Origin of the sequence: Halorubrum ezzemoulense (assembly GCF_004126515.1) — an archaeon.
Taxonomy (GTDB): domain Archaea; phylum Halobacteriota; class Halobacteria; order Halobacteriales; family Haloferacaceae; genus Halorubrum; species Halorubrum ezzemoulense.
The window spans coordinates 1,465,949-1,491,903 of the sequence record NZ_CP034940.1 but is presented as its reverse complement, the minus strand read 5'-3'; the positions used below and the strand labels follow the sequence as shown (position 1 = coordinate 1,491,903).

The 25,955-nt window shown below is 70.2% G+C and carries 26 protein-coding genes; 14 read left to right on the top strand and 12 right to left on the bottom strand.

Features of this window, described 5'->3' with window-relative positions; all coding sequences use genetic code 11:
• Positions 1-72: 72 nt before the first annotated feature.
• Complete coding sequence (locus EO776_RS07435; protein WP_094579802.1) at positions 73-1,257, top strand: MFS transporter; 1,185 nt, start codon at positions 73-75, stop codon at positions 1,255-1,257.
• A gap of 154 nt (positions 1,258-1,411) precedes the next feature.
• Entirely contained in the window at positions 1,412-2,533 is a 1,122-nt protein-coding gene (locus tag EO776_RS07430; RefSeq protein ID WP_100050452.1) for a DUF7537 family lipoprotein, read from the top strand.
• A 72-nt stretch (positions 2,534-2,605) separates the two neighbouring features.
• On the opposite strand, the gene EO776_RS07425 is transcribed toward EO776_RS07430, so the two are convergent.
• Positions 2,606-2,842: a hypothetical protein gene (locus EO776_RS07425; protein ID WP_008442562.1), complete on the bottom strand. Its 237-nt coding sequence runs from the start codon at positions 2,840-2,842 to the stop codon at positions 2,606-2,608.
• Positions 2,843-2,913: 71 nt separating this feature from the next.
• Here EO776_RS07425 and EO776_RS07420 point away from each other — a divergent pair, with 71 nt between their 5' ends.
• Positions 2,914-3,300 carry a hypothetical protein gene (locus EO776_RS07420; protein WP_049929607.1) on the top strand — a complete coding sequence of 129 codons (387 nt, stop codon included), beginning with the start codon at positions 2,914-2,916 and terminating at the stop codon, positions 3,298-3,300.
• Between the two features lie 84 nt (positions 3,301-3,384).
• Here EO776_RS07420 and EO776_RS07415 read toward each other — a convergent pair whose 3' ends face one another.
• The 7 genes from EO776_RS07415 to EO776_RS07385 all read right to left on the bottom strand — a co-directional run bounded on the left by EO776_RS07415 (position 3,385) and on the right by EO776_RS07385 (position 10,575).
• Entirely contained in the window at positions 3,385-3,987 is a 603-nt protein-coding gene (locus tag EO776_RS07415; protein WP_049929608.1) for a CDP-alcohol phosphatidyltransferase family protein, read from the bottom strand.
• Positions 3,988-4,013: 26 nt separating this feature from the next.
• Positions 4,014-4,571, bottom strand: coding sequence for an adenylate kinase family protein (locus EO776_RS07410; protein WP_094553507.1), 558 nt, complete (start codon positions 4,569-4,571; stop codon positions 4,014-4,016).
• The gene (gene hisC / locus EO776_RS07405; protein ID WP_089307673.1) at positions 4,568-5,662 is read right to left on the bottom strand and encodes a histidinol-phosphate transaminase; all 1,095 of its coding nucleotides are present in this window, start codon (positions 5,660-5,662) and stop codon (positions 4,568-4,570) included. The genes EO776_RS07410 and hisC overlap by 4 nt, the downstream gene beginning before the upstream one ends.
• An 83-nt stretch (positions 5,663-5,745) precedes the next feature.
• Positions 5,746-7,191, bottom strand: coding sequence for an HflX-like GTP-binding protein (locus EO776_RS07400; protein ID WP_094519794.1), 1,446 nt, complete (start codon positions 7,189-7,191; stop codon positions 5,746-5,748).
• Between the two features lie 280 nt (positions 7,192-7,471).
• Entirely contained in the window at positions 7,472-8,215 is a 744-nt protein-coding gene (locus EO776_RS07395; RefSeq protein WP_086215868.1) for a fumarylacetoacetate hydrolase family protein, read from the bottom strand.
• Positions 8,216-8,310: 95 nt separating this feature from the next.
• Positions 8,311-9,438, bottom strand: coding sequence for a double zinc ribbon domain-containing protein (locus EO776_RS07390; RefSeq protein ID WP_094519795.1), 1,128 nt, complete (start codon positions 9,436-9,438; stop codon positions 8,311-8,313).
• Between the two features lie 39 nt (positions 9,439-9,477).
• Positions 9,478-10,575 carry a sensor histidine kinase gene (locus EO776_RS07385; RefSeq protein WP_086215870.1) on the bottom strand — a complete coding sequence of 366 codons (1,098 nt, stop codon included), beginning with the start codon at positions 10,573-10,575 and terminating at the stop codon, positions 9,478-9,480.
• 245 nt (positions 10,576-10,820) lie between these two features.
• Between EO776_RS07385 and EO776_RS07380 the strand changes: the two genes are divergently transcribed.
• The 3 genes from EO776_RS07380 to EO776_RS07370 all read left to right on the top strand — a co-directional run bounded on the left by EO776_RS07380 (position 10,821) and on the right by EO776_RS07370 (position 13,749).
• Positions 10,821-11,543: a metal-dependent hydrolase gene (locus tag EO776_RS07380; RefSeq protein WP_094519796.1), complete on the top strand. Its 723-nt coding sequence runs from the start codon at positions 10,821-10,823 to the stop codon at positions 11,541-11,543.
• Positions 11,544-11,858: 315 nt separating this feature from the next.
• Complete coding sequence (locus tag EO776_RS07375) at positions 11,859-13,256, top strand: sugar porter family MFS transporter (RefSeq protein ID WP_086215872.1); 1,398 nt, start codon at positions 11,859-11,861, stop codon at positions 13,254-13,256.
• Positions 13,257-13,350: 94 nt separating this feature from the next.
• The gene (locus tag EO776_RS07370; RefSeq protein ID WP_094519797.1) at positions 13,351-13,749 is read left to right on the top strand and encodes an OsmC family protein; all 399 of its coding nucleotides are present in this window, start codon (positions 13,351-13,353) and stop codon (positions 13,747-13,749) included.
• Positions 13,750-13,787: 38 nt separating this feature from the next.
• Here EO776_RS07370 and EO776_RS07365 read toward each other — a convergent pair whose 3' ends face one another.
• A complete protein-coding gene (locus EO776_RS07365) occupies positions 13,788-16,379 on the bottom strand; it encodes a PAS domain S-box protein (RefSeq protein ID WP_094519798.1) in 2,592 nt (863 codons plus the stop codon).
• A 218-nt stretch (positions 16,380-16,597) separates the two neighbouring features.
• Positions 16,598-17,263 carry an O-methyltransferase gene (locus tag EO776_RS07360; RefSeq protein ID WP_094519799.1) on the bottom strand — a complete coding sequence of 222 codons (666 nt, stop codon included), beginning with the start codon at positions 17,261-17,263 and terminating at the stop codon, positions 16,598-16,600.
• Between the two features lie 131 nt (positions 17,264-17,394).
• On the opposite strand from EO776_RS07360, the gene EO776_RS07355 reads away from it, so the two are divergent.
• Positions 17,395-19,068: an acyl-CoA mutase large subunit family protein gene (locus EO776_RS07355; RefSeq protein WP_049929622.1), complete on the top strand. Its 1,674-nt coding sequence runs from the start codon at positions 17,395-17,397 to the stop codon at positions 19,066-19,068.
• 39 nt (positions 19,069-19,107) lie between these two features.
• Here EO776_RS07355 and EO776_RS07350 read toward each other — a convergent pair whose 3' ends face one another.
• Positions 19,108-19,911 carry a formate/nitrite transporter family protein gene (locus EO776_RS07350; RefSeq protein ID WP_049929623.1) on the bottom strand — a complete coding sequence of 268 codons (804 nt, stop codon included), beginning with the start codon at positions 19,909-19,911 and terminating at the stop codon, positions 19,108-19,110.
• A gap of 112 nt (positions 19,912-20,023) precedes the next feature.
• Here EO776_RS07350 and mce point away from each other — a divergent pair, with 112 nt between their 5' ends.
• The gene (gene mce / locus EO776_RS07345; protein WP_094519800.1) at positions 20,024-20,410 is read left to right on the top strand and encodes a methylmalonyl-CoA epimerase; all 387 of its coding nucleotides are present in this window, start codon (positions 20,024-20,026) and stop codon (positions 20,408-20,410) included.
• A gap of 31 nt (positions 20,411-20,441) precedes the next feature.
• Here mce and EO776_RS07340 read toward each other — a convergent pair whose 3' ends face one another.
• Positions 20,442-22,604, bottom strand: a complete 2,163-nt coding sequence (locus tag EO776_RS07340) for a S9 family peptidase (protein WP_100050451.1) — start codon at positions 22,602-22,604, stop codon at positions 20,442-20,444.
• 132 nt (positions 22,605-22,736) lie between these two features.
• Here EO776_RS07340 and EO776_RS07335 point away from each other — a divergent pair, with 132 nt between their 5' ends.
• The 6 genes from EO776_RS07335 to EO776_RS07310 all read left to right on the top strand — a co-directional run bounded on the left by EO776_RS07335 (position 22,737) and on the right by EO776_RS07310 (position 25,854).
• A complete protein-coding gene (locus tag EO776_RS07335) occupies positions 22,737-23,414 on the top strand; it encodes a cyclase family protein (RefSeq protein WP_100050450.1) in 678 nt (225 codons plus the stop codon).
• A gap of 101 nt (positions 23,415-23,515) precedes the next feature.
• Positions 23,516-23,797 carry a 50S ribosomal protein L44e gene (locus EO776_RS07330; RefSeq protein WP_004595867.1) on the top strand — a complete coding sequence of 94 codons (282 nt, stop codon included), beginning with the start codon at positions 23,516-23,518 and terminating at the stop codon, positions 23,795-23,797.
• 2 nt (positions 23,798-23,799) lie between these two features.
• Positions 23,800-23,973, top strand: a complete 174-nt coding sequence (locus EO776_RS07325; RefSeq protein ID WP_100050449.1) for a 30S ribosomal protein S27e — start codon at positions 23,800-23,802, stop codon at positions 23,971-23,973.
• 18 nt (positions 23,974-23,991) lie between these two features.
• A complete protein-coding gene (locus EO776_RS07320) occupies positions 23,992-24,792 on the top strand; it encodes a translation initiation factor IF-2 subunit alpha (RefSeq protein WP_049929626.1) in 801 nt (266 codons plus the stop codon).
• A 52-nt stretch (positions 24,793-24,844) separates the two neighbouring features.
• A complete protein-coding gene (locus tag EO776_RS07315) occupies positions 24,845-25,024 on the top strand; it encodes an RNA-protein complex protein Nop10 (RefSeq protein ID WP_049929627.1) in 180 nt (59 codons plus the stop codon).
• Between the two features lie 77 nt (positions 25,025-25,101).
• Entirely contained in the window at positions 25,102-25,854 is a 753-nt protein-coding gene (locus tag EO776_RS07310; RefSeq protein WP_049929628.1) for a proteasome assembly chaperone family protein, read from the top strand.
• Positions 25,855-25,955: the final 101 nt, after the last annotated feature.

The following is a 25,955-nucleotide window of genomic DNA, read 5'->3' as shown; positions in this document are numbered from 1 at the left end:
TCCGGCCGGGGAGGCTCCGGTTCGTCTGACCGCGATCGGAAGCCGCTTTGACCCGTGTCCGGTACGGCGACCGTGAACTGGCGGTACGAACACACGGCGCTCGCGCTCTGTACGCTCGCGTTCACCGGCACCATGGTGGCGCGGCTGGCCGTCAGCCCGCTGGTCCCGGAGATCACGACGCAGTTCGGCGTCACCAACGGCACCGTCGGGCTCGCGCTCAGCGGCATGTGGCTCACCTACGCGCTGGCGCAGTTCCCCTCCGGCGTCCTCGGCGATCGCTACGGCGAGCGCCGCGTCATCCTCACCGCGGTGGGGGCCACCGCGATCGCGTCGGTGCTCCTCGCCGCCTCGCCCTCGATGCTCGCGTTCGGACTGTTCGCGGCCGTTCTCGGCGTCGGGGCGGGGCTCCACTACTCGGTCGCGACGACGTTCCTCACGCGGCAGTTCGACGACACCGGCCGCGCCATCGGCGTCCACGTGGCCGGGGGACCGCTCGCGGGACTCGCCGCGCCGCCGGCGGCCGCGCTCGTCGGATCGCGGTACGGGTGGCGCGCCGGGGTCCTCCTCGGCGCTGCCGTCGCGGTCCCCGTGTTCGCGCTGTTCGCGTGGCGGGTCCGGCCGACCGAACCGCTCCGCCCCGACCAGCCGATGGGCGAGCGGTTCGCGTTCGGTCCGCTCGCCGAGCTGCTCTCGCGGCCCGAGATCCTCTACACGACGGCGCTGGCGACGATGGGCGCGTTCACGTGGCAGGCGACCGCATCCTTCCTGCCGACGTTCCTCGAGGTCGGGACCGGCTTATCGAGCGCGCTGTCGGCGCTTTTGTTCTCGGCGTACTTCCTCGTCCACGGGGGAACACAGCCGGTCACCGGGTCGATATCCGACCGGATCGGCCGCGACGCCACCGCGATGGTGACCATGAGCGCCGGCGTCGTCGGGTACGGGGCCCTCGTCGCGACTGCGACGCTCGACCTGGGGCTGCCGGTCACGGTCGCGGGCGTCGGCCTCGTCGGCCTCGCGATGTCGTGGGGCGCGCCGGTACAGTCGCGGTTCATGGACCTCCTCTCCGACGCCGAGCGCGGCGCCGGGTTCGGGCTGGTCCGGACGGCGTACATGGTCACGGGGGCCTCCGGCAGCGTCGTCGTCGGCGCCGTCTCCGACGCCGCGGGGTGGCCAGTCGCGTTCGGGCTGCTCGCCTGCGTGATGGCGCTCGGGCTGGCCACGCTGTCGGCGAACCGGCTGTTTGGCTTGGGGTACTGACTCGCCGCAGGTATGTCAGCTACATGCCTGTTGTAGAGTTACTACACACAGATTCGGTCGACTGAACCCCGATTCGAACGCCAGCCAGAATATAATATACAAAACAAGTCAGCACGTATTTACGTACGTGTCTGGAGGGTACCGTAGACCACATATGAACAGGCGATACGTTCTCACCAGCGCGGCGGCCGTCTCTCTTCCACTTGCGGGCTGTAGCGGTTCGACCCCCGACGAGTCGGCGCCGCCGAACGGGTCCGAGGAAGCGTCCGACGGGGACGACGGGGACGACAACGGCTCGGAGAATCAGACGGAAAGCACCGAAGACGCGGCGCCGACACTGGACGATTTCGACTACCCGGACGGGGCACGTCAGGACGGTGTCGACGGAGCGACGCTGTTCGGCACGCACGAATCGACCCTGGTCGAGGCGGGGTCGTTGACGCACGAGGGGGAGCGCACCGACGTGTTCGACGACAACGAGTTCTCCCAGACGCAGACGAGCAAGTTCGACGACAACGCCGTCTCGCGTGAGGTAACGGAGAACGGGGAGACCGAGCGTGTCTGGTCGCCGGCCGACGAGGACGTGGCGTACGTCAGGATGGAGTCCGGGTTCGAGCAGGCCTACAGGGTGGACGAGCGCGCACCGCCGACGGACGAGGTGACCGGGCTGAGCGAGTTCAGGCGGTACATCTCCGAGGTGGAGTGGGGAGCGGCGACGGAACTGGTCGAGACCGCGGGCGGCTTGGGGGTCGTCTACGAGTCGGTCGGCTACTCGGAGCGACTCAGCTACGGGGAGATGCGGGAGTTCGACGCGTCGATAACGGTCAGCGAGTCCGGATTCGTGAGCCAGCTGGAGTACGATCAGACGGAGCTCCAGGGCGGCGAAACGATCGCGTTCGACGTTACGGCCGCGATAACCGCGGTCGGCGACACGAGCGTGGACGAGCCCGACTGGGCGGACGCGGCGCGAGAGCAGGGCGTCCGGTTCGACGTCGCGTTCACCGACGACGGCACCGCGTTCCGGGTGGAGATGACGGGCGGCGACGACGTGTCCCGAGACGCACGTATTCGTCTGCGAGACGAACGGGGGAGCGCCAGCAGCAGGCTTTCGGAGCCGCTCTCGGTCGGCGACGTGCTGTTCGTCGGACTCTCCGAGAGCGGCGGCCTCCTGATCGACGAGAGCGAAGCGCCCGCCGAGGCGCGACCGCTGGCCGGGGACCTTCGGCTCACCGTTCGCACGGAGTTCCCGCTTCTGACTCACACGCGGCGGCCGTAGTCCGCCGGACGCCGCTCGCTGTCGGCGTGGTGCGTTTCTAGGAAGAAGCCGGGTCAGGCGTCGAGACGACCCTTACAGCCGGTCGTCTTCGATGCTTCCGGGGTCTTCGGCGGTGTCGAACATGTTGTTCTCGGCGCCGTCGAGCATCTCGTCGCGGGGATCGTCGTCGACGACGCTCACGTTGTACGCCTCGATGCCGGACGCGATGAGGTCCTCGGCGGCCTGCTCCTCGGAAACGAACTCCTCATCGGCCAGCTGCTGAAACTCCGCGTACACGTCGTCCGAGAGGTTCAGCTCGAAAGTGGGCATACCTCCCGTATCGACCGGACGCTTTTAAATTGTTCCCTCGTTTCGCGAGGCGTTCGGAGAGGCTGGTTCCAGTGAGCGACTCTGCCGAGACGATCATCGAAACGTACGACGACGGCCATCGGATCGTCCGCGAGGAGCGTGTCCGCCCTGACGCGTACCACTTCGACGGCCCCGACGGGCGCATCGCGCCGTCCGACCTCCCGCAGGCGGCCCGGCTGTACGCCGATCTGTACGCTATCGCCGGCGGGTTCGACGAGAGACAGACCGGCAGACGGGGTACCCCGCCCTCGGTCGTCCGAGCCGACGAGGAGGTCCGGATGACGTGTCTCGCCGTCAGGCTGTCGGTGGCGTACGCCGCCCGGGCGTTCGACGTCGACGAGTCGATCGTCCGCGACGCCGTCGACGACGTCCACGCGCGGGGGTCGGAACTGCGATCACGGGCGGGCGAGAACGGCTGAGAACCCATCGCCGACGACGATCCGAACATCTGCTCAGGCGCCGCTCTTGGGCAGGACCGGACCGGGGGAGGGAACTGCGAGCGGCTACAGGTCGCTCCACGCGCCGAGGAACCGCTGGACCGCGGTCAGGTGACCGACGACGGCGAACAGCGCGAGCAGCAGGCCGACGACGTTCAGTCCGGCGACGATCGGCGCCGAGTAGACCGCGGCGACGACGCCCACGACGCCCATCAGCGCGAGCCGGTCGGCCCGGCCGAGGAGGCCGCCGTACTCGCGGCCGATCCCGACCGCCTGGATCTGCGTGCCGAGGTACGAGGTGAGCAGGACGCCCGTGACGGCGGCGAAGCCCAGCGCGTACGCCTCCACGCCGGCCGTGAGCCCGCCGATGACCGCCACGTCGGCGTAGCGGTCGAGGACGTGGTCGAGGAAGTCCCCGCCGTCGGAGGCGATCTCCTGGTGGCGCGCGAGGGCGCCGTCGACGAGGTCGAGCCAGCCGTTGAGGAGGACGAGTAGCGCGCCGGCCGCGTACAGCGGCGTCGACCCGGCGGCGAAGGCCGCGGCGGCCCCGACCGCGACGAGGAAGGCGATCACGCTCACCTGGTCGGGCGAGAGGCCGAGCCTGTCGGCCGCGGACACCCACGGGCCGAGCAGCCGGTCGGCCACGGAGCGGTACTGGTCGAGGGTCATCTACCGTCTCGACGCTCGCGGCCGGCTCATATATAATCGATGAAGTCCACGGTGCCGGCGCTCGGCTCGCGCTCCCCCTCGATCGCTGCCCGGATCGCATCGGCGACCGCCTCGGGGTCGCGGTCGGTGGCGTCCACCTCGTAGACGTTCTCCGCGCCGTGTTCGGCCACCGCCTCCGAGAGGATCACGTCGAGCGCCTCGCTCTCGGCGTTCTCGGCCGCCGTCTCGGCCGTCTCGCCGCGCGCCTCGAGTCGGGACTCGACCGTTTCGGGGTGACAGCGCAACACGACGACGCGGTCGACAGCGAACCGGTGCGCGAGGTGCGAGTCGAGGACCCCGGACCAGCCGCCGAGGTCCTCGCGGACCGCGTCGAGGTCGGCGACGAGCGTGTCGCGCTCGTCGTCGCGCTCGGTCCAGAGGTCGTCGTCGGACTTGATCCGGTCGTTGAGGTGGATCACGTCGTACTCCCCTTCGAGCAGCGCCGTCGCGGTCGTCTTCCCGGTCCCGGGCGTGCCCGTGACGGCGACGCGGTCGGCGCGGTCGCGGTCAGGGGTGGCGTCGGCGTCGTCGGCCCCCGCCGTCACGCCCGAACACCGAGGTCGAGGTCGGCCAGCGTCTCGTTGAGCAGTTCGACCGCCTCGCGGGTCTCCTCGCGGGTCCCCGTCGAGATACGGACGTGCTCGGGGAGCCCGAACGAGGTACAGTCGCGGATGATCACACCGCGCTCTTGAGCCGCCTCCGCGACGCGCTCGCCGTCCCCCACCGCGGCGAGGACGAAGTTCCCCGCGGAGTCGACGGTGGGCGCGTCGAGCTCGTCCGCGATGTACTCGCGGGCCCAGCGGGCGGACTCGATCGACTGCTCGACGTGGTCCTCGTCGTCGAGCGCGGCGAGGGCGGCCCGGCACGCCAGCTCGTTGGCCGCGAACGGCGTGTTGACGCGGGCGTACGCCTCGCCCCACGCCTCGGGGACGACGCTGTACCCGATCCGGAGCCCGGCGAGCCCGTACGCCTTCGAGAAGGTGCGCAGGACCGCCACGTCGTCGCGCTCGTCGGCGAGCGGGATCGCGCTGTCGACGTCCGAGAACTCCCCGTACGCCTCGTCGACGACGACCAGCGTCTCCGGCGCGGTCGCGTCGGCGATCGCCTCGACCTCGTCGAGCGGCATCGTCGAGCCAGAGGGGTTGTGCGGCGAGGTGACGTAGACGATGCGCTCGCCCCCGTAGGCGGACAGCACCGTCTCCGCGTCCTGCGCGAAGCCGTCGGCGGTCGAGAGCTCGTACTCGGTCACCTCGCCGTGGTGGTACCGCGAGGACATCGCGTAGTACGCGAAGCCGGGGCTCGGCACCAACACCTCGTCGCCCGGCTCCAGCGCGGCCCGAGAGAGGTAGTCGATCGAGCCGTCGGCGCCGGGCGAGACCCACACCTGCTCGTCGTCGACGCCCCACTTCTCGGCGATCTTCGCGGTGAGGTCCGTGTGCGAGGACTTCGGGTACTGGTTCACGCGGTCGGCGTGGTCGCGAATGGCCTCAACGGCCGCCGGGCTCGGGCCGTGCGGGTTCTCGTTCGAGGAGAGCTTGATGAGGTCGTCGGGGTCGATCCCGCGCTCGCGGGCGACCTCCTCGACGCCCCGCCCGGGCACGTACGGCGAGTGATCGGAGAGATCCCGTGGTCGCATGCCCGGAGGTCGGGGGCGGTCGGGCTTAAGGGTGGTCTTGACGGACGCCGGTCACGGCGCTCCCGGGTCGGTGTCGGGAGCGCTCACGGGGGCGAACCCGCGCCGCGCAGCCGCCGCTCCGCCTCGGCGACGACGTCGGGCCGTCCCGCCAGGTCGACGGCCATCGTCTCGCCGCCGTACTCGACGCCCGCGACCACCGCTCGGTCGTACGCCCACGAGAGCGCGGCCTGCGCGTCCCCGCCGTTCTGGACCTCGACGGTCGCCGTCGCCGTCGGCAGCGCGTCCGCCACCGCGTCCGCGAGGTCGCCGAGCCCCGACTCGTCCCGGACGCTCACCGGAACCGGCGACCGGAGCGCGTCGGCGACGGGCGCGTCCCGCGGGCCGAGTTCGGCGACGACGGTTTCGTACGCCTCGACGGCGGACGCGAGCCCGTCGGCATCGACCTCGTCGACCTTCGACAGGACGGGGACGACCGGGCCGTCGGTCGCTTCGATCGCCGACAGCGACGCGCTGAGCTTCCGACGGAGGGCCGCGGGGTCGTCGCTCGCGTCCACGACGAGCAGCGCGCAGTCGGCGGCCCGGACCGCGTCGATGGTGGCGCGGAACGAGCGCACCGCCTCGTGCGGCAGCCCGTCGAGGAACCCGACGGTGTCCGTGAGCAGGGTGCGCCGTCCGGCGACGGTCGCGCGACGCGTGGTCGTCGAGAGCGTCTCGAACGGGCGGTCGGCGACCGCGAGCGCACCGGCGTCGTCCGCCGGGTCCCCCGCGGCCGTGTCGGCGCGCGCTGCGGGCCGATCCGAGGCCTCGGCACCGAAATCGGGGTCGTCGACCTCGTCCGCGAGCCGCCGCGCCAGCGTCGACTTCCCGGCGTTGGTGTAGCCCGCGAGGGCGATCAGGTCGAACCCGGCGTCGCGGCGCTCCGCCCTGCGCGCCGCGCGGTCGTCGGCGATCTCGTCGAGCGCGCGCTCGGCCGACTCGATCCGCTTCTCGACGTCGAGGACGCGGCTGTCGCCCTCCGGCCGGAGGCGCACGTCCTCGCTCGCGTCGCGGGCGACCGCCTCCCGGAGTCTCGGCAGCTCGTAGCGGAGCCGCGCCAGCTCCAGCTGTCGGTCGGCGGCCCGCGAGTCGGCGGCGTCGGCGAACAGCTCCAAGGCCAATCGCGGGCGGTCGACGACCGCGGTCCCGGTCGGCAGCAGGTCGCCGAGTGAGAACGTCTGTCCCGGCGACAGGCTGCCGTCGTAGATGACGGCCTCGGCGTCGGCGTCGGCCGCGAGCCGCATCAGCTCCTCCGCCTTCCCGCGCCCGAGGTCGTAGGTCGGGTCCTCGCGCCGTCGCTGGGTGACCTCGCCGACCACCGCGTAGCCGGCCGCAGCGGCCAGCTCGCGGATCTCCGTTGTGTCTGGCGGGTCGTCCTCGGACCGCGCCGCGACTATCGCTCGGGTCGCATCGCTGTGTGCGGCGTCGGTCTCGGTTGTGCTCGGTCCGCTCGATTCGTCGCGTTCGTTCGTCGCGTCGTCGTCTCGTGACATTCGGTCGGGCGCTCGCGTCGGCCCGGAGAGGGGAGCGTCTCCGCTCCGCGTGCGGTCTCGGCGGCGCGTCCGATCGGTCGATCTGATTCGGACCGGTTGTCCCGCGTCCGACGGGGCCGGCCGGCGTCGGATCGCGCCGCGACGGTGCCGTCAAGGTTCGGCGACGAACGAACTGGTCTCCATACCTCCGACTCCGGGGGCTGGCATATAAGCGTTCACCGGAAACGAGGTGTGGTACCGAGCTACAGGAACGGCCGGACAGGTCGGTCGGTCCGGGCGTTCAGGGGACGCGAACGTCGTGTTCGAGCGTGCCGACGCCCTCGATCTCGATCTCCACCGTGTCCCCGTCAGAGAGGGCGCCGACCCCCTCCGGCGTGCCAGTGGCGATGACGTCGCCGGGCTCGAGCGTGAGGTACGTCGTGATCTCCTCGATCAGCGTCGGCACGTCGAAGATCATGTGCTCGCGGTCGCTCGACTGCTTCGTCTCGCCGTTGACGCGGAGCTCGACGCTCGCGTCGGCGGGAACCTCGTCGGGCGTCGCGAGGACCGGGCCGAGCGGCGCGGCGCCGTCGAACGCCTTCCCGCGCACCCAGTTCTGCTCGCGGTTCTGGTCGTCGCGGTTCGACACGTCGTTCATACAGGTGAACCCCGCGACGACCTCCATGGCGTCGGCGGCGTCGACCGCCTTACACTGCTCGCCGATCACGACCGCGAACTCCGCCTCCCAGTCGATCCGGTCTTTGCCGGCCGGGACGGTCACGGTGTCGCCGTGGCTCGCCACCGCGTTCGGCGGCTTGAGGAAGAGCAGCGGGCGGTCGGGCACGTCGTTCCCGAGCTCTTCCGCGTGGTCGGCGTAGTTGCGGCCGATACAGACGATCTTCGAGGGCTCGCTCGGCGCGAGCACGTCGATCGCGGGGTCCGAGAGCGCGTACGCCTCGCCGCCGAAGGCGACCGTGTCGGTCGCCGGGTCGTACTCGCCGTCGCGGATCGATCCGGCCGGATCGCGGAACCGTACGTGGTACATACGAGGCCGAACGGGCGGCCGCCCGAAAAGCGTTCGCGGAGGGGCAAGCGACGACCCATCGAAGGAAGCGACGACCGCGGCGGAGAGGCCCCGACTCACTCGGCGGAGTCAGCCGACTCGCGGACCGAGTCAGTCGCTGACTCCGCGCTCGAACCGTCGCCCACGGCGTCGTCCGCGGGACGGCCCGCGCCGCCGTCCGCGGCCTCGTCGTCGACCGCGGCCCTCTCGTCCGCGAGGCCGCCGAGCGACGGCGAGTCGACGCGGTCGCCGAACACCTCCGAGCGCGCGCAGTCGACGCAGTAGTGGTTGTGGCGGACCGAGTGGGTGCGGACGGGGACGCCGGCGACGAGCGTCTCGTCGCGGCGCCGCCTGACGAGTCCGCGGTCGAACTCTTGGCCGCAGACCACGCAGGGATCGTCGACGGACTCGGGCGGTCGGACGATCCGGTGGTCGACCGTCCGCTGCCGACCGAACCGCGTGATCCCGTGGCGGCGGTCGAGCCGTCGGCGGACTGGCGGAGCGACGCCGAGGCCGAGCCCCGCGAACGCGAGGCCGATCAGCGCGGCCGGCGGGGAGCCAGACTCGACCGAGAGGAACGCGATCCAGCCGCCGATCAGCAGCAGCAGCGCGGTCAGGACGTACGCGGAGGCGGTCTCGACCCGACCGCCGCCACCGTCGACGCTCGACGGGGCGCGCGCGGTCGTCTCGTCGCCGCGGACGAGTCGGCGCCGTTCGGCCAGCTTGGAGTAGTGCCACCAGCCGTACAGCAGGTTGCCGATGCCGCTGGTGAAGATGAACAGGAGGATGTGGACGCCGACGGAGCCGATTCCCCTGTCGACGAGGACGACGCGGTCGCCGTCGTCCCGCTCCACGTCCCACCCGGCGTCGAGGTGGTCCTGAACGCGGCGCCTGAAGGCGCGCTCGCTCTCGCCCGGGGACGGCTCCGAGCGGGAGGCGCGTTCCGCATCGCTCGGGCGCTCGGCCGCGTCGGTCCGGCTCTCTGACGCGGCCGGGGCGGACCCGTCGCCCGACCGCGACGCGCCGCAGTTCGAGCAGAACCGGTCGTCCTCGTCGAACGCCTCGCCGCACTCGGCGCAGTACGCGGCGGGGCCATCGAGGTCGGCGCCGCAGTCGGGGCAGAAGCTCGCCCCGGCCGGAACCGCCTGAGCACACTCGTGACACCGGTCGGTCGGCGGCGGGGCGTCGGTCCGCTTGGAGGGCATCGACAGTCGGTTCGCGCGGAGGCGTGTTAACTCCTCTCCTCACCGCCGGCGGAGCCGGATCGACACGTCGTTCCCGCCGAGGTCGCTCGCGCCGAACGAGAGCTCTCCGCCGAACGTCTCGACGGTCAGCTCAGCGAGCCAGAGCCCGAGCCCGCTTCCGTGGTGCGTCGGCGTTATCGCCGATCCGTCGCGGATCACGTCCCGCTCGTCGGCCGGGATCTGGGGGCCGTCGTCCTCGACGTGGATCACGACCCACTCCCCGGACGCCGCGCCCGAGAGGCCCTCCGCGCTCGTTATCCGGAGACGGACCCGGGGCTCCGGGCTCGGATTGTGCTCGATCGCGTTGTCGACGAGGCTGTCGACCGCGTACCGGAGCCGGCTGTCGGCCATCACCCGACCCGTCTCGCCGGTCTCGATCTCGATGTCGGCGCTCGGCGTCCGCTCTCGGTGGTCGTCGACGACGGCGCGCACCGTCGGTTCGGGGTCGATGTCGGCCACCTCGTCGGTCGGATGTTCGAGGACCTGACGGATGTGGTTGGCCTCGTCGGCCAGCTGTTCGAGCTCGTGGGCGGCGCGCTCGATCGTGGCCGCCACGTCGACCGTCTCGCCGCGTCGATCCTCCAGTTGGGCCAGCAACCGCGTCGTGTGGCCGGCGACGACGTTTGCGTTGTTACGGAGGTTGTGCCGGAGGATCCGGTTCAACACCTCCAGCCGCCGCTCGTTTCTGGACACCTCCGTGAGGTCGGTGTAGACCGCGAAGCCGCCGTCGGGGGTGTCGTCGTCCGCGTCGCCGGTCGCGTACGGGATCCCCCGGTAGAGGAACTCGCGGAGGCCGGTCGCGGTCTCACGGGTCACCTGCTGGTAGTTGATCGCGCCGGAGGCGGTGTTCGTGTCCAACTCCCTCGCCTCCGCGAGCTTCCAGTCGGGGACGACCCACTCGTTGAGCGACTCGCCGCGAATGTCGTCGGCCTCGTAGCCGAAGACGTCGACGAACGCCCGATTGACGTCGCTGACCGTTGGCTCTCCGTCGGCGAGCGTGAACTCAACGACCGCGTCCTGAACGTGTTCGATGAGGTGACGATATCGGCCGTCATTCGAGCCGTCCTCGACGCGTTCGTCGGTCGGCTCACCCGCCATGTCGAGGCTCCACTGTCACGGGCGTCGTAGGACGATCCGATTGTTAAGGCTGTATTCGCGGGAAGATATTGCGCAGGCCGCCGCTCGAACTGATCAGTCTGCGGAAAAACTGCGAAGACGAGACGAACAGACACCGCCGGTCGCGGTGCGGACCGGTTCGCCGTGGCCCCGCTCTCTATCGCGCGCCGATTGGGATCCGCAGCGTCGAGTTTTATTACCGTTCGCCGAGACGCATCGAACGGACCATGGAACTCACCTGGCACGGCCACTCCACGTGGCACGTCGTCGTCGACGACACGGAGCTGCTCATCGACCCGTTCTTCGACAACCCGAAGACCGACGTCGATCCCGCGGACCTCGACCCCGATTACCTGCTCTTGACCCACGGCCACGCGGACCACATCGCCGACGCGGCCGAGTTCGAGGACGCCACCGTGGTCGCCACCCCGGAGCTGACCGCCTACGTCCAAGAGAACTTCGGCCTCGCGAACACCGTGCCGGCCGGGGGGATGAACATCGGCGGCACCGTCGAGTGCGGCGACGCGTGGGTGACGATGGTCCGGGCGGACCACTCGAACGGCATCGAGAACGACCCGGACTACGCCGGCGGCATGCCGACCGGCTTCGTCGTGGGCGACAAGAAGCCGACCCAGGAGTCCGACCCGGACTGTACCACCTTCTATCACGCCGGCGACACGGGCCTGATGTCCGAGATGGTCGACGTGATCGCGCCGTACCTCGAGCCGGACGCCGCCGCCTTGCCCGCCGGCGACCACTTCACCATGGGGCCCGCCGGCGCGGGAATCGCCGCCGACTGGGTCGGCGCCGACGTCGTCTTCCCGATGCACTACGACTCGTTCGGCCCGATCGAGATCGAGACGCAGGAGTTCGTCAGCGAGGTGAAGGCGGCGGGGGCCGCCGCCGAGCCCGTCGTCCTGGACGGCGACGAGACGTACACGCTGGAGTAGCGCGAGGGGCGTCTCGTGCCCACGGCGACGGGGCTCCGACCGGGCTCTTTTCGCGAAACGACGACGCGTCCGCGGAGCGCGAGGGCCGCGCGAGGCACCGTTTCGAGCCCGCGTTCGGCGTACCACTGTCACGCGTCGAGTCCCGACTGCCGGGCGGACCGGTGATAAGATACTATTCGGATCCGAATAAATATAAGCCGTCCCAGTGGTAGATTTCGTCGCGCTCCGCTGACAGAAATATATTGAATATACGTAAATTAATAATAAATCAGAAGTCTTCTAAATAAAAGATGATTAGCGCCGGATCGGTACACCATGTCAACCGCCGATATGCGGGCCGCGATACGCGGAGACGGGGGACGGTTCGTGTACATCGTCTCCGCGCTCGCGGCGCTCAACGGACTCCTGTTCGGGTTCGACACGGGGATCATCTCCGGAGCCATCCTCTTCATCGACACCGCCTTTGAGCTGAGTCCCTTGGTGGAGGGGATCGTGGTCAGCGGCGCGATGGTCGGCGCGGCGGCCGGCGCGGCCGTCGGCGGGCAGCTGTCCGACCGAATCGGCCGCAAGCGCTTTATCCTGCTGTCGGCCGGGGTGTTCTTCCTCGGCTCGTTCCTCATGGCGGTCGCGCCCACCGTCGAGGTGCTCGTCGCGGGGCGGATGATCGACGGGATCGCCATCGGGTTCGCGTCGATCGTCGGCCCGCTGTACATCTCCGAGATTGCGCCCCCCGCCGTCCGCGGGGGGCTCACCTCGCTGAACCAGCTGATGGTCACCGTGGGGATCCTCTCGTCGTACTTCGTCAACTACGCCTTCTCCGGCTCCGGATCGTGGCGGATCATGCTCGGCGCGGGGATGGTCCCCGCCCTCGTGCTCGCCGCGGGGATGTCCCGGATGCCGGAGAGCCCGCGGTGGCTCTACGAGCGGGGCCGGACCGACGAGGCTCGCGCCGTCCTCCGTCGCACGCGCGACGGGGATATCGAGTCGGAGCTGTCGGAGATCGAAGCGACCGTCGAGGCCCAGTCCGGGAACGGGGTCCGCGACCTGCTCAGCCCGTGGATGCGCCCGGCGCTGATCGTCGGCCTCGGGCTCGCAGTCTTCCAACAGGTCACCGGGATCAACGCCGTGATGTACTACGCGCCGACGATACTGGAGTCGACCGCGCTCGGCAGCTCGCAGTCGATCCTCGCCTCGGTCGCCATCGGGACGGTCAACGTCGTCATGACCGTCGTCGCGATCCTCCTCGTCGACCGCGTCGGGCGGCGGCCCCTCCTGCTCGTCGGGACCGGTGGGATGATCGGGTCGCTCACCGTCGCCGGCCTTGTCTTCCAGTTCGCGGACCCGACCGGCGGAATGGGGTGGCTGGCGACGCTGACGCTGGTCTCGTTCGTCGCGTTCTTCGCCATCGGGCTCGGTCCGGTGTTCTGGCTGCTGATCTCCGAGATCTATCCGCTCGCCGTCCGGGGGAGCGCGATGGGGTTGGTGACCGTCGCCAACTGGCTCGCGAACCTCGTGGTGGCGCTCTCGTTCCCCGTGCTGCTCGACGGGATCGGCACGCCGATGACGTTCTGGCTGTTCGGCGCGTGTAGCCTCGTCGCGCTGCTTTTCACCTACCGCGTCGTGCCCGAGACGAACGGCCGGACGCTGGAGGCGATCGAGGCCGACCTCCGGGGGGCGACGGGACTGGGGTCCGACGCGTCAGAAGACGACTGAGGCCGGTCCGCCGCCCTCGGCGACGGGTCGCGGCGGTGTCGGCGTGCCGATGGCGGTAACTTTTATCCCCGCGAGTCCGAACTGCGAGACGACTATGGCAGACATCGAGACATCCACAGTTTCCGAGTCCGGATACGCCAGCACGAGTCAGGTCGGCGAGTTCGACCTCCAGATCGACGCGACCGACGAGACGGGACCGAACCCGAACGCGACGCTCGTCGCCACGTACGCCTCCTGTTACCTCCCGGCGTTCCGCGTCGGCGGCAACCAGCGCGGCGAGGAGGAGCTCGGGCAGATCCAGATCGACGCCAGCGCCGAGCTGGACGACCACGACGACCTCGAGTCGATCGCCTTCGACGTCCACGTCGAGGCCGACCTCGACGACGAGACCGCCGCGGACATCGCCGAGCGCGCCGAGGGTATCTGCCACGTTCACAGCGCTCTCCGCGAGGAGCTGAACGCCGACGTCAGCGTCTACACCGGCGCGTTCTAGCCGGGTCGACGCGGTCTTCTCTTTCCCGCGCCGTACGCTCAGCCCGACGACTCGGCGGTCTCCGCGGGCGACTCCGGCCGGTCGACGCCGGTGAACTCGAACCGAGCGCCGCCGCGTTCCCCCTCCGTCACCGCGACCTCCCAGCCGTGCGCCTCGGCGATGCGCTGGACGATGGAGAGCCCGAACCCGGTGCCGGTCTCCGAAGTCGTGTAGCCGCTCTCGAACACCTCGTCGCGGCGGTCCGCGTCGATCCCGGGGCCGTCGTCCGCGACGTAGAACCCGTCCGGGAGGTCGCCGACGACGACGCGGTCCCCGCCGTGTTCGTCGGCGTTGCGGAACAGGTTCCCGAGCAGCTGGCCGACCCGCCCGGAGTCGGCGCAGATCTCGCCGTCGGCCTCGACCGCGACCGTGACGCGAGGCTCTCCCTCCGTCTCGTCGCCGCCGAAGGGGTCCTCGCCCTCGGCCGACCCGAACGCGTCGTCGCTGTACCGGGCGGCCAGCTCGCCCAGGTGGACGGGCTCGAACGAGCCGACCGCCTCGCCCTGTTTGGCGAGCGTCAGGACGTCCTCGATGAGTCGCTCCATCTCGTCGAGCGCGCGCTCGCACCGGTCGAAGTACGAGTCGTCCCCGGTCTCGCGGGCGAGACGCAGGTACCCCGAGAGGACGTTGAGGGGGTTCCGGAGGTCGTGTGAGACGATGCTCGCAAACTCGTCGAGCCGCTCGTTCTCCCGTTCGATCCGGCGCTCGTACGCCTTCCGCTCGGAGATGTCCCGGCTGCTCGCGAGGAACCGGTCTTCCCCCTGAACGTCGATGCGTCGCACGTGGACCTCGACGGGGAACGTCGACCCGTCCGCGCGGGTGAACGTCGTCTCCAGCCGCACCGTCTCGTCCATCTCCAACCCCTGCCAGAGCCGTATCCCCTCGTCGGGCTCCAGCTCCGCGTCGACCTCCCATACGTCCATCCCGACGACCTCGTCGCGGTCGTACCCCAGCTCTCGGGTCATCTCCCGGTTGGCGTCGACGATCTCTCCCCCCTCGTCGTGGATGTCGATCATGTCGGGAGACCCCTCGAACAGCGCTTCGAGGCGCGCCGAGGTGCGTTCGAGCCGGCGCTGACGCCGTCGCTGCTCGGTCACGTCCCGAGAGATGCCGAGGACGCCGTCGAGCTCGCCGTCGATGACCAGCCGGCTGAAGTCGTAGTCGACGATGGCGTCCGACTTCGTCGGCAAGTCGACTTCCGTCGTCCCGGTCAGCGAGTCGCGGTCACCCTCGACGAGCGCCCGCCACGGGTCCCCGTCGCTCGCCGCTCGAACACGCTCGACGAGGCGACTCGACTCGCCGGCGAGCCCCTCCGGAGCGGCGTCGTACACCTCGGCGAGGTGGTCGTTGACGAGGGCGAACCGGCCGTTCGCGTCGTATGTACAGACGGACTCGGGCAGCTCGTCGACGATCCGCCGGTACCGTTCGAGGTCGCGTTCGCGCTCCTTCTCGTCGGTGACGTCGATGTGGATCCCGACGGCCCGCCGGGGCTCGCCGTCGTCGGTCCACTCGACGACACGACCGCGGTCGCGGATCCACTTCCAGTCGCCGGACTCCGTCCGCATCCGGTAGTCCGACTGGTAGAGGTCCGACTCGCCGGCGAAGTGAGCCTCGATGGCGCTCCACGCGGCGTCGATGTCGTCGGGGTGAACCCGCTCTTCCCAAGTGCCGAGCTCGAACGCCAACTCGTCGCGCTCGTGCCCCAGTATCGCCGCCCACCGCTCGTCGAACCGGACCTCGTCCGTCCGGACGTTCCAGTCCCAGACGCCAATGTCGGCGCCTTCCACGGCCAGCTGAAGGCGCTCGGAGAGCTCGCGGAGCTCTCGCTCCCGCTCTCGCCGCTCGGTCACGTCGCGGAAGTACAGCGCCCGCCCGCCGGGGGCCGGGTACGCGTTCACCACGAGGTCCGCGCCGAGCCGGTCGACGTGGTATTCGAACCGCTTCCCCTCGCCGGTCTCGGCGACCTCGCGCAGCGCCGTCTCGGCGTCGGTGCCGACGATCTCCGGGAACAGGTCCCAGATCCGCTCGCCGAGCACCTCATCCGGGTCGCGCTCGATGAACTCGGCCGCCCGCCCGTTGAGGTACGTCAGCCGCCACTCGGCGTCGAGTTCGCAGAAGGCGTCGCTGGTGTGCTCCAAGTGCGTGGCGAGCCGACGGTCGTCCCGCGTCTCCGAGACGAGTTCGGTCACCGCGCCCGCGAGCCGCGCGTACTGGTCGGCGGGCTCGCTCCGCCTGACGTACTCGTCGACCCCGGCGGAGATCGCCTCACTGGCGACCGCTTCGGACCCCGATCCGGTGAACAGGACGAAGGGCACGTCGCCGTGTCTGTCACGGACCGTTTCGAGCAGGTCGACCCCGTCGGTCTCCGCCAGTTCGTAGCCGGACACCACGCAGTCGAACGTCGCCGCGGACAGTGCGTCGAGCGCCGCGTCGGCGTCGACCGCCGTTCGCACCTCGATCCGGTCGTCGCGCGACTCGAGCCGCGAGGCGGCCGCCTCTGCGAATCCCAGTCCCCCGTCGACGACGAGCACGCGGACCGGCGACGCCGCTTTCGCTCCGGCCGTCCCGTCGGCTCTGTTCGCTCCGCTCATCCGGACTGATGTTTTCTATTCGACATGATAACCGTTTCGTTCGGTTTCACCGAATAACCGCCGAAACGGAGATACCGGAGCCAGCGGGGAGCAGCGCCGGCGCCGACGAGTACGCGAACCGGTGACGGCGCGTTCGCCCCGCCGTCCCGTCGGTCCCGTACGGTCCGCACACCCGGAGTAATATATGTAACTCGATATGATGACCGTTCCGTTCGATCTCATCGAACGACCGTCGAAACGGCGATTCCGGAGCCGACGGGGAGGATCGCCGTCTCCACCGCGTCGTCGGAGCGGACGGTCCCCACGTACTCGCCGATGCCGCGCGTCGCTCCGTCGACGGCGTCGTCCGGCAGCGGCTCGCCCGCCTCGAAGTGTGCGACGAGGGTCTCGAAGTCGATGGGCCCCCGGGCGATGTTGTCGGCGACGATCACGCCCCCGGACCGGACTTTCGGCAGGACGGTCCGGTAGGCGTCGGCGTACCGGCCCTTCTGGTGGTCGATGAGGACCACGTCGAAGGGCCCGTCGTAGCGGTCGACCGTCTCCATCGCGTCGCCGACCTCGAAGGTGACGCCGTCGGCGTAGCCGTGGTCGGCGGCGAACGCGACGCCGCGCTCGGTCTCGTCGGCGTCGAACTCGGTACAGACCACGCTCTCGGCGCCGCCGCGGAGGAACCACGTTGCCGAGTAGCCGAAGCCGGAGCCGAACTCGAAGACGCGGTCGGCGTCCGTCAGCCGCGCGAGCAGCCGGAGGACCGCCCCCGCCTCGGGACCGATGATCGGGAACCCCCACTCGTCGGCGAGGTCGGCCATCTCCGCTTGGACCGCGGTGTGGTCCGGCGCGGTCGCGGCGAGGAAGCGGCGCGCGGGGTCCGTGAGTACGTCCATGCGGCCGTGTCGAACGCGGGATACTTAAATCGCCCCCGCGAGGACGGGGTGCCGTGGCGCCGCCGGTCGCGCGGCCCGCGCCCGCCCGTCCCTGAAAACTGTTAAGTCCCGTTCGGTCGACCGATTTAGTAATGTACGACCCTGAGGAACTCGCCGAGATCCGGGAGGGCAAGGAGTCGTGGGAGGCGGGCACCTACGGCGAGACGGTCGACCGGTTCGGCGAGCGCGAGGAGACGTTCACCACCGACACCGGCGGGCAGGAGGTCGATCCGCTGTACACGCCGGCGGACGTCGACCTGGACTACCGCGAGGACCTCGGTTACCCCGGAGAGGAGCCGTACACCCGCGGCGTCTACTCGACGATGCACCGCGGGCGGCTCTGGACGATGCGCCAGTACGCCGGGATGGGCACCGCGGCGGAGACGAACGAGCGGTTCCGCTACCTCATCGACGAGGGCTCGTCGGGGCTGTCGATGGCGTTCGACCTCCCGACGCAGATGGGGTACGACTCCGACGCCGCGATGGCCGAGGGGGAGGTCGGGCGCTCCGGCGTCGCCATCGACACCCTCGACGACTTCGAGACCGTCTTCGACTCGATCCCCCTCGACGAGGTGTCCACGTCGATGACGATCAACGCGCCCGCCGCGGTGCTGCTCGCAATGTACGTCGCGATGGGGGACAAGCAGGGCGTCCCGCGCGAGCAGCTCCGCGGGACGATCCAGAACGACATCATGAAGGAGTACATCGCGCGGAACCTCTACATCTACCCGCCGAAGGAGTCGATGCGGCTGATCACGGACATCTTCGAGTTCTGCGCGGCGGAGACCCCGAAGTTCAACACGATATCCATCTCGGGGTACCACATCCGCGAGGCGGGGTCGACCGCGGCCCAAGAGATCGCCTTCACCCTCGGCGACGGGATCGAGTACGTCGAGGCGGCCCTCGACGCCGGGCTCGACGTCGACGAGTTCGCCCCGCAGCTCTCCTTCTTCTTCAACGCCCACAACAACATCTTCGAGGAGGCCGCGAAGTTCCGCGCCGCCCGCCGGATGTGGGCGAAGATCATGGACGAGCGGTTCGGCGCGGAGAACCCCAAGTCGAAGCAGCTGAAGTTCCACACCCAGACCGGCGGCTCGACGCTCACCGCCCAGCAGATCGAGAACAACGTCGTCCGCGTCTCCTATCAGGCGCTGGCCGCGGTCCTCGGCGGCACCCAGAGCCTCCACACGAACGGGAAGGACGAGGCGCTCGCGCTGCCGACGGAGAAGTCCGTCCGCACCGCGCTCCGCACCCAGCAGATCCTCGCGCACGAGTCGGGCGCCGCCGACACGATCGACCCGCTCGCCGGCTCGTACTACGTCGAGGACCTCACCGACGGGATCGAGGAGGAGGCGTTCGAGATCCTCGAGGAGGTCGACCGACGCGGCGGCATGCTGGAGGCCGTCGAGAGCGGCTGGGTCCAGCGCCAGATTCAGGACGTGGCCTTCGAGCGCCAGCAGGAGATCGAGGAGGGCGAACGGATCATCGTCGGCGTCAACGAGTTCGAGGTCGACGAGGAGCCCGAGATGGACTTAGAAGAGGTCGACCCCGATCAGGAGCAGAACCAGCGGGACCGCCTGAAGGGGGTCAAAGACGAGCGCGACGACGACGCGGTCGACGAGGCGCTCGCCGGACTGCGCGAGGCCGCACAGGGGACGGAGAACGTGATGCCGCACGTCGTCGACGCCGTGAAGGCGTACGCGACGGTCCAGGAGATATCGGACGTGCTCCGCGACGAGTTCGGGGAGTACAAGCCGGGGCGGTGAGGTCGGAGACGATCCGCGGTCGCCCCTGTCCGGGCGTTTTCAGTCCGCGCCGCGGACGACGTGACCGTACTTCAGCAGCGCGACGAACACCGCGCCGCCGACGGCGTTCCCGACCGTCGCCAGCGCGAGGAACGCGACGTAGTCCATCGGAGTGATCGCCGAGGAGACGATCAGCCCGAACAGTACCTCGACGTTGCCCGCGATCGAGTGCGGGAGGTGGAGCAGACCGATCGTTCCGGTGACTATCAACACGAGGAGGATCCGAGCGGTCGTGTCCTGCGCCGCCGCGACGAGCCACGCCAGCAGCCCCATGAGCCACCCGGCGAAGACGCCGCCGACGAACAGCCACGGGAGGTCGTGGTCGACCAGCTTCAACGCGATCGTCTCGAAGGAAGTCGGGTCGACGACGCCGAGTTCCGGCATCAGCAGCGTCACGAGCAGCGTGAACAGCAGCCCGCCGACGATGTTCCCCGCGTACACCAGTCCCCAGAGCCGGCCAAGCTGGCGGACCGAGGCCTGCCGATCGATCACCGGGATGACCGCCAGCGTCGTGTGTTCGGTGAAGAGCTCCGAGCGCCCCAGTATCACGAACATGAAGCCGACGGAGTAGACTGACGCCAACAGGAGCTCCGTCGTCAGATCGCCGAAGGTCCCCGGAGAAAGCGTCAACACGACTGCCATCATCAGCGGTCCGAACCCGATGTCGAGCCCGGCGGACAGTCCCGAGAGGAGGAGCCCGGACCGTTCGCGGTTCATCTCGTGGAGCCCGCTTTTGAGCAGCGACCCGAGGATGTTCCGCGAGGTCATCTGCTCCGTCGAGCCGCCTGTCTCTGAGTCGCTCACGGCTGGGTGATGATGCGGGGTACGGCAGGGACGCACCCAAACCTTGGGATAGGGGCAGGGCGACCGGGAACCGCGCGGTCATTATAAGTCGACGCCGCCGGAACTGAACCGTATGCGCTTCGACCACGTCGGCGTCGCGACCCGCGACGCGACCGACTTAGCCGACCTGTTCGGCGGCCTGCTCGACGCCCCGGTCGCCCACGAGGAGACGTTCGACGACATGCGGATCGTCTTTCTCGAACTTGACGGCGGTGGGTACTTCGAGCTGCTCGAACCGGACGCTGGCGGGACGATCGCGGAGTATCTCGACCGCGAGGGGCCGGGAGTTCACCACGTCGGGCTCGCGGTCGACGACCTGCCGGCGGCGCTCGGCCACGCGCGCGACCTCGGTATCGACCTCGTCGACGAGGAACCGCGCCCGGGGGCGTGGGGCCACGAGGTCGCGTTCTGCCACCCGCGGTCCACCGGCGGCGTCCTCGTCGAGTTCGTCGAACACTAAGAGCGGTTCCGCCGGAGGGAGCCGCCGCGATTCAGTCCGCCGCCTCGATCGCCGGGTCGTGCGTCTCGTACCAGCCGAGAATCTTCTCTAGCCGGTGGATCGCGCGGTCCGGGTCACCGATGTTGTGATGCTCGTCGGGGTAGACGACCAGCTCCGCGTCGACCCCCTGCTTGCGGGCGGCGACGTACAGCTGCTCCGACTGGGAGGGCGGACACCGCCAGTCCTCGCCGCCGGCCATCACGAGCAGCGGGGTCTCGATGTTCCCGGCGTCCAACATTGCCGTCGACGACGCGTACGCCTCGGGGTCCTCCCACGGGAGCCCGAACTCCGCCTCCAGCCAGACGTGGGTGTCGTCCGTGCCGAACGCCGAACGGAGGTCGTAGATGCCGTGCTCCGGCGCCGCGGCGGTGAACAGGTCCGGCTCCTGCGTGACGAGGAACCCCTGCGCGATGCCGCCGTACGAGAAGCCGTGGCCGAACACGCGGTCCGGGTCGACCCACCCGCGGTCCGCGAGCGACTCGACGCCCGCCGCGATGTCGTCGACCTCTGCGGTGCCCCACTTTCCGCTCAGTTCCGCGGTGAACTCCCGGCCGCGGGAGGTACCGCCGCGGTAGTTCGGCCGGAACACGAGGTACCCTCGGCTCGTCAGGGCGGCGTGGCCGAAGCTGAACACCGGCTCGTCGTACGACATCGGGCCGCCGTGGATCGCCACCACCAGCGGGTGGTCGCCGTCGTCCGGATCCACGTCGGGGCCGTGGTAGAGCACGCCGTCGAGCGTCCAGCCGTCAGACTCCCACTCGACGCGGCGGGCCTCCGGCATCGGGAACTCGTCGGTCAGCGACTCGTTGACGCTCGTGAGGCGGCGAAGGGAGTCGGGTTCGGCGGCCGCGTCGAGGTCGGTGACGTCGACCGCGTACAGGTCGGTCCCGGACTCCGGCTCAGAAAGGACCTTCACCGCGGTCGCCCCGTAGTCGGCGACGTCGAACCCGACCATGGCCCGGTCGCGGCCCTGCGCCTCGAAGACGCGCTCCGCGCTGCCGTCGGTCTCGACACGGACCAACCGGGTGTGGCTCTCGTCGGCGATCCGGGTGTAGATCGACCCGTCGACCCACTCGACCCCGCCGCCGCGGGCGATCGTCCGGTCGAGAGCGGCAGTGACCGAGGTCGGGGCGTCGCGGTCGTCGGCATCCGGGTCGTCGCCTTCCCGCTCGGCGGCGTCGACGAGGTACACCACCGCCGGCGCGGGCGGGTCGTCCGGGTCGCTCGCGGTCGTCGCGATCCGGTCGCCGTCCGGGTGCCACGCGGGCGCGCCGTGGGCGAGGTCGCCGCCCGTGAGCCGCTCCGCGTCGCCCCCGTCGGCCGACACCGCGTAGAGATCGCGGACGGTGGTGTCGTCGGGGCGGTCGAGCCGACAGGAGGTGAACGCGATCCGGTCGCCCGGCCCCCACGTCGGGTCCATGCCGGCGACGTCCTCGAACGCGCCGCCGCCGTGCGCGTCGTCGAGCCGCCGGGGGTCGGTCTCGGGGTCGTCGAGGTCGACGACGAAGAGGTACCGCGTCACGTCGTCGGTCCACCCGGCGCCGTTCACCTTGTGCTGAAGGCGGGTCGTCTCGATCGGGCCGCCCTCCTCGCGGACCTGGTCGAGGTACTCGGACTCCTCGTCGGTCGGGTCGCGCGACTCGATCACCACTCGGTCGCCGTCGGGCGACCAGTCGAACCCGGCGACGCCCTCGTCGCGCTCGGTCACCTGTCGCGCGTCGCCGCCGAGGGCGAGGTCGAAGATCCACACCTGCGGCTTGGGCCCGTCGTCGCCGCCGAGGTGGTCCTCGCCCTCACCGTCGGCCGATTCGTCGTCCGCGTCGTCCTCGCTCGCGTCGCCCTCCGCGTCGCCCGCGTCCTCATCGTCGCGGTCCCGCCAGCCGACCCGCTTCTCGGCGTCGCGATCGCGGGCGGCCACGAACGCGAGGCGGTCGCCGTCGGGTCCCCACGTCGGCGAGGCGGCGCCCGACGCGCTCGTCAGGCGGTGGGGCTCGCGGGAGCCGTCGGTCGGGACGACGAACAGCGAGGAGACCGCCTCGTCGGCGGCCTGGTCGTACTCGGTCGCGGTGAAGGCGACGCGGTCGCCCGCCGGTGAGACGGCGACCTCGCCGATCTGGGTCAGGTCGTAGTAGGCGTCGAGCGGCAGTTCCGACATGGAACCACCCAGCGGCGGGCGCAGGAAATACGTTCGGGCCGCGGAACCCCGCGGACGACGGCGGGCCGACCCCGTCGTGTCGGGGGCACTGACGGCGACCGACTTAACCGCGCCGCGGTCCGACCGCCGACCGTGTTCCGCGACCTCTCGCGACCGACCGAGACGGGGATGCCGACGTACCCGGGCGACCCCGACGTGACGCTCGCGCCCGACGCGACCCACGAGGCCGACGGGTACGCGACGAGCGAACTCCGGACCGGCACCCACGCGGGAACCCACGTCGACGCGCCTCGTCACACGCTCCCCGAGGGGGAGGCGATCGACGACCAGCCGGTCGGTCGGTTCGCCTTCGACGCGCGCCTCGTCGACCTTCGACCGCTGCAACCGCGAGCGGCGATTCCGCCCGAGGTGCTGCCCGAGCCGAGCGACCTCGACCCCGGCGTCGACCTCCTCGTCCTCCGCACCGGCTGGGCGTCTCACTGGGGGAGCGACCGGTACCGCGACCACCCGTACCTCGCTGCGGCGGCCGTCGAGCGCTGTCGGGCCGCGGGCGTCGGGGTCGGCCTCGACACCTTCGGACCGGATCCGACGCCGGCGGCGAGCGGCGCGGCCGACGCGCGGTCGTCCGAACGGAACGAGCCGGACGGGACCCCCGCTCACGACGCGCTCTTGGGCGACTCGCTCCCGATCGTCGAGAACCTCCGCGCGCTCGACGGCCTCCCGTCGCGGTTTCGGCTGTACGCCTTCCCGCTCCGCCTTCGCGGCGCCGACGGGTCGCCGGTGCGCGCGGTGGCAGAGTGGGCGGACTGAGCGGCGCATCGAACGCTCGGTCAGGGGCGGCGTCTCGCCGGCGCCCCAGACCAAACCCGTTTTAAGCGTCGGCGACGAACCGCGTTTCAAGGTCGATATCCATGGAAATGCCACGCCGCTTCAACACGTACTGCCCCCACTGTGACTCCCACCACGAGCACGAGGTGGAGAAGGTTCGATCGGGTCGCGCGACCGGAATGAAACGCGACGCTCGGCAGCGACGCCGCGCGCTCGCGACCATCGGCAACGCCGGCGGGTACTCGAAGGTGCCCGGTGGCGACAAGCCGACGAAGAAGACCCACCTGAAGTACCGCTGCGGCGACTGCGGGAAGGCTCACATGCGCGAGGGATGGCGCGCCGGCCGTCTCACGTTCCAGGAGTAAGCATGGCGGGAGACTTCCACCGCGTCGCCTGCGGCGACTGCGAGAACGAACAGGTCGTCTTCGGCAAGGCCTCCTTCACGGTGTCGTGTGCGGTCTGCGGCACGACCCTCGCGACCCCGACCGGCGGTGAGGCCGAGCTTCACGGCGAGATCGTCGAAACCGTTGAGGCGCGGTAACCGCCTCGCATCTCCGTCATGAAGTACAGCGGCTGGCCCGAACCCGGCGAACTAGTGGTTGGCGAAGTCGACGAGATAGCCGACTTCGGCGTGTTCGTCGACCTCGACGAGTACGAGGACAAGCGCGGCCTCTGCCACATCAGCGAGGTCGCCTCCGGCTGGATCAAGAACGTCCGCGACCACGTCCGCGAGGGACAGACGGTCGTGGCGAAGGTGTTGGAGATCGACGAGTCGTCGAACCAGATCGACCTCTCGATCAAAGACGTCAACGAACACCAGCGCAAGGAGACGATCCAAGACTGGAAGAACGCCCAGAAGGCCGACAACTGGATGCTGATCGCGCTCGGCGAGGACGTCGACGACGACCGCTACACGACGGTCGCGAACGCCCTCCTCGCGGAGTACGAGAGCCTCTACGACGCCTTCGAGGCGGCCGCGATCAGCGGCGACGAGGCGCTCGACGACGTCGACGTCGACGGCGACACCGTCGACGCGATCGTCACGGCCGCCCGCAACAACGTCTCCGTCCCGTACGTCGACGTGACCGGGTACGTCGACCTCGAGTCCGCGGCCCCCGACGGCGTCGACGACGTGCGCGACGCCCTCGCGGCGGCTGAGGGGAACGGCGAGATCCCGGACGGTGTCGACCTCGACGTCGGCTACGTCGGCTCACCAGAGTACCGGATCAAGGTCCGCGCGCCGAACTACAAGACGGCGGAGTCGCAGCTCGAGGCCGCCGCCGAGCGCGCCCGCGAGTCGATCGAGGCCGCCGGCGGCGCCGGCGAGTTCCACCGCGAGCGCCGCGAAGACGACGAGTAGCGCCGATCGGCCGAGGACACGACCGTTTTCCCGTAACACGACCCTTCTATCCGTGAAATCAGATATCCGCGTCTGCGCGAACTGGGAGCGCGTCCACGACCGACCGGTGTACGCGCTCGGCGACCGCTGCCCGGAGTGCGACGGTCCCACCGAGAACAGCGCGCCGGCCCCGTTCGGGCCGGAGGACCCGTACGGCGAGTACCGGCGGCGGGCGCGACGACGGACGGAGTGACCCCTCGGTCGGTCGCGAGGACGGTACCGACGCGCGAATAGCCACGCTCTTGTGACCGCCGCCCGGACGGACGGGACATGGAGGACATCGAGATCGACGAGGTCGCGACGCCGGAGCTGGACGACCCGGTGTTGATCGAGGGGCTGCCGGGCGTCGGCCACGTGGGGAAGCTGGCGGCCGAACACATCTTAGAGGAGTTCGACGGGGAGTTGGTCCGCCGGGTGTACGCCACGGAGTTCCCCCCGCAGGTGAGCGTCGACGACGAGGGGGTCGCGGAGCTGACCTGCGCGGAGTTCCACGCCGTCGAGACGGACGGCGCCGACCTGCTCGTGCTGACCGGCGACCACCAAGCCGGGTCGAACGCGGGCCACTACCGGCTCACCTCGACGTTCCTCGACGTCGCCGCGGAGTTCGGCGCCGAGCGCGCGTTCGCCCTCGGGGGCGTCCCGACCGGCGAACTCGTCGAGGAGTACACCGTCCTCGGCGCGGTCTCCGACGGCGACCTCACCGCCGACCTGGAGGACGCGGGCGTCGAGTTCCGCGCGGACGAACCGGCCGGCGGCATCGTCGGCGTCTCCGGCCTCGTGCTGGGGCTCGGCGGTCGCCGCGGCTTCGACGCCACGTGCCTGATGGGCGAGACGAGCGGCTACCTCGTCGACCCGAAGAGCGCGCGGGCCGTGCTGGAGGTCCTCGAAGCCGTCCTCGATCTGCGCGTCGACTACGAGAGCCTCGAGGACCGCGCCGAGGAGATGGAGGAGGTCGTCGGCAAGATCCGCGAGATGCAGGAGGGGCCGGCGGTGCCGGACGACGACCTCCGGTACATCGGCTGAGCGCGGGCAGACCCTCGACGCAGTCCGGCAATTTTTCTCTTCCTCGCCCACGCGCTGCTCCGCCGTCCGCCGACCGGGACTCCCGCTTCCGGCAGAGCTAA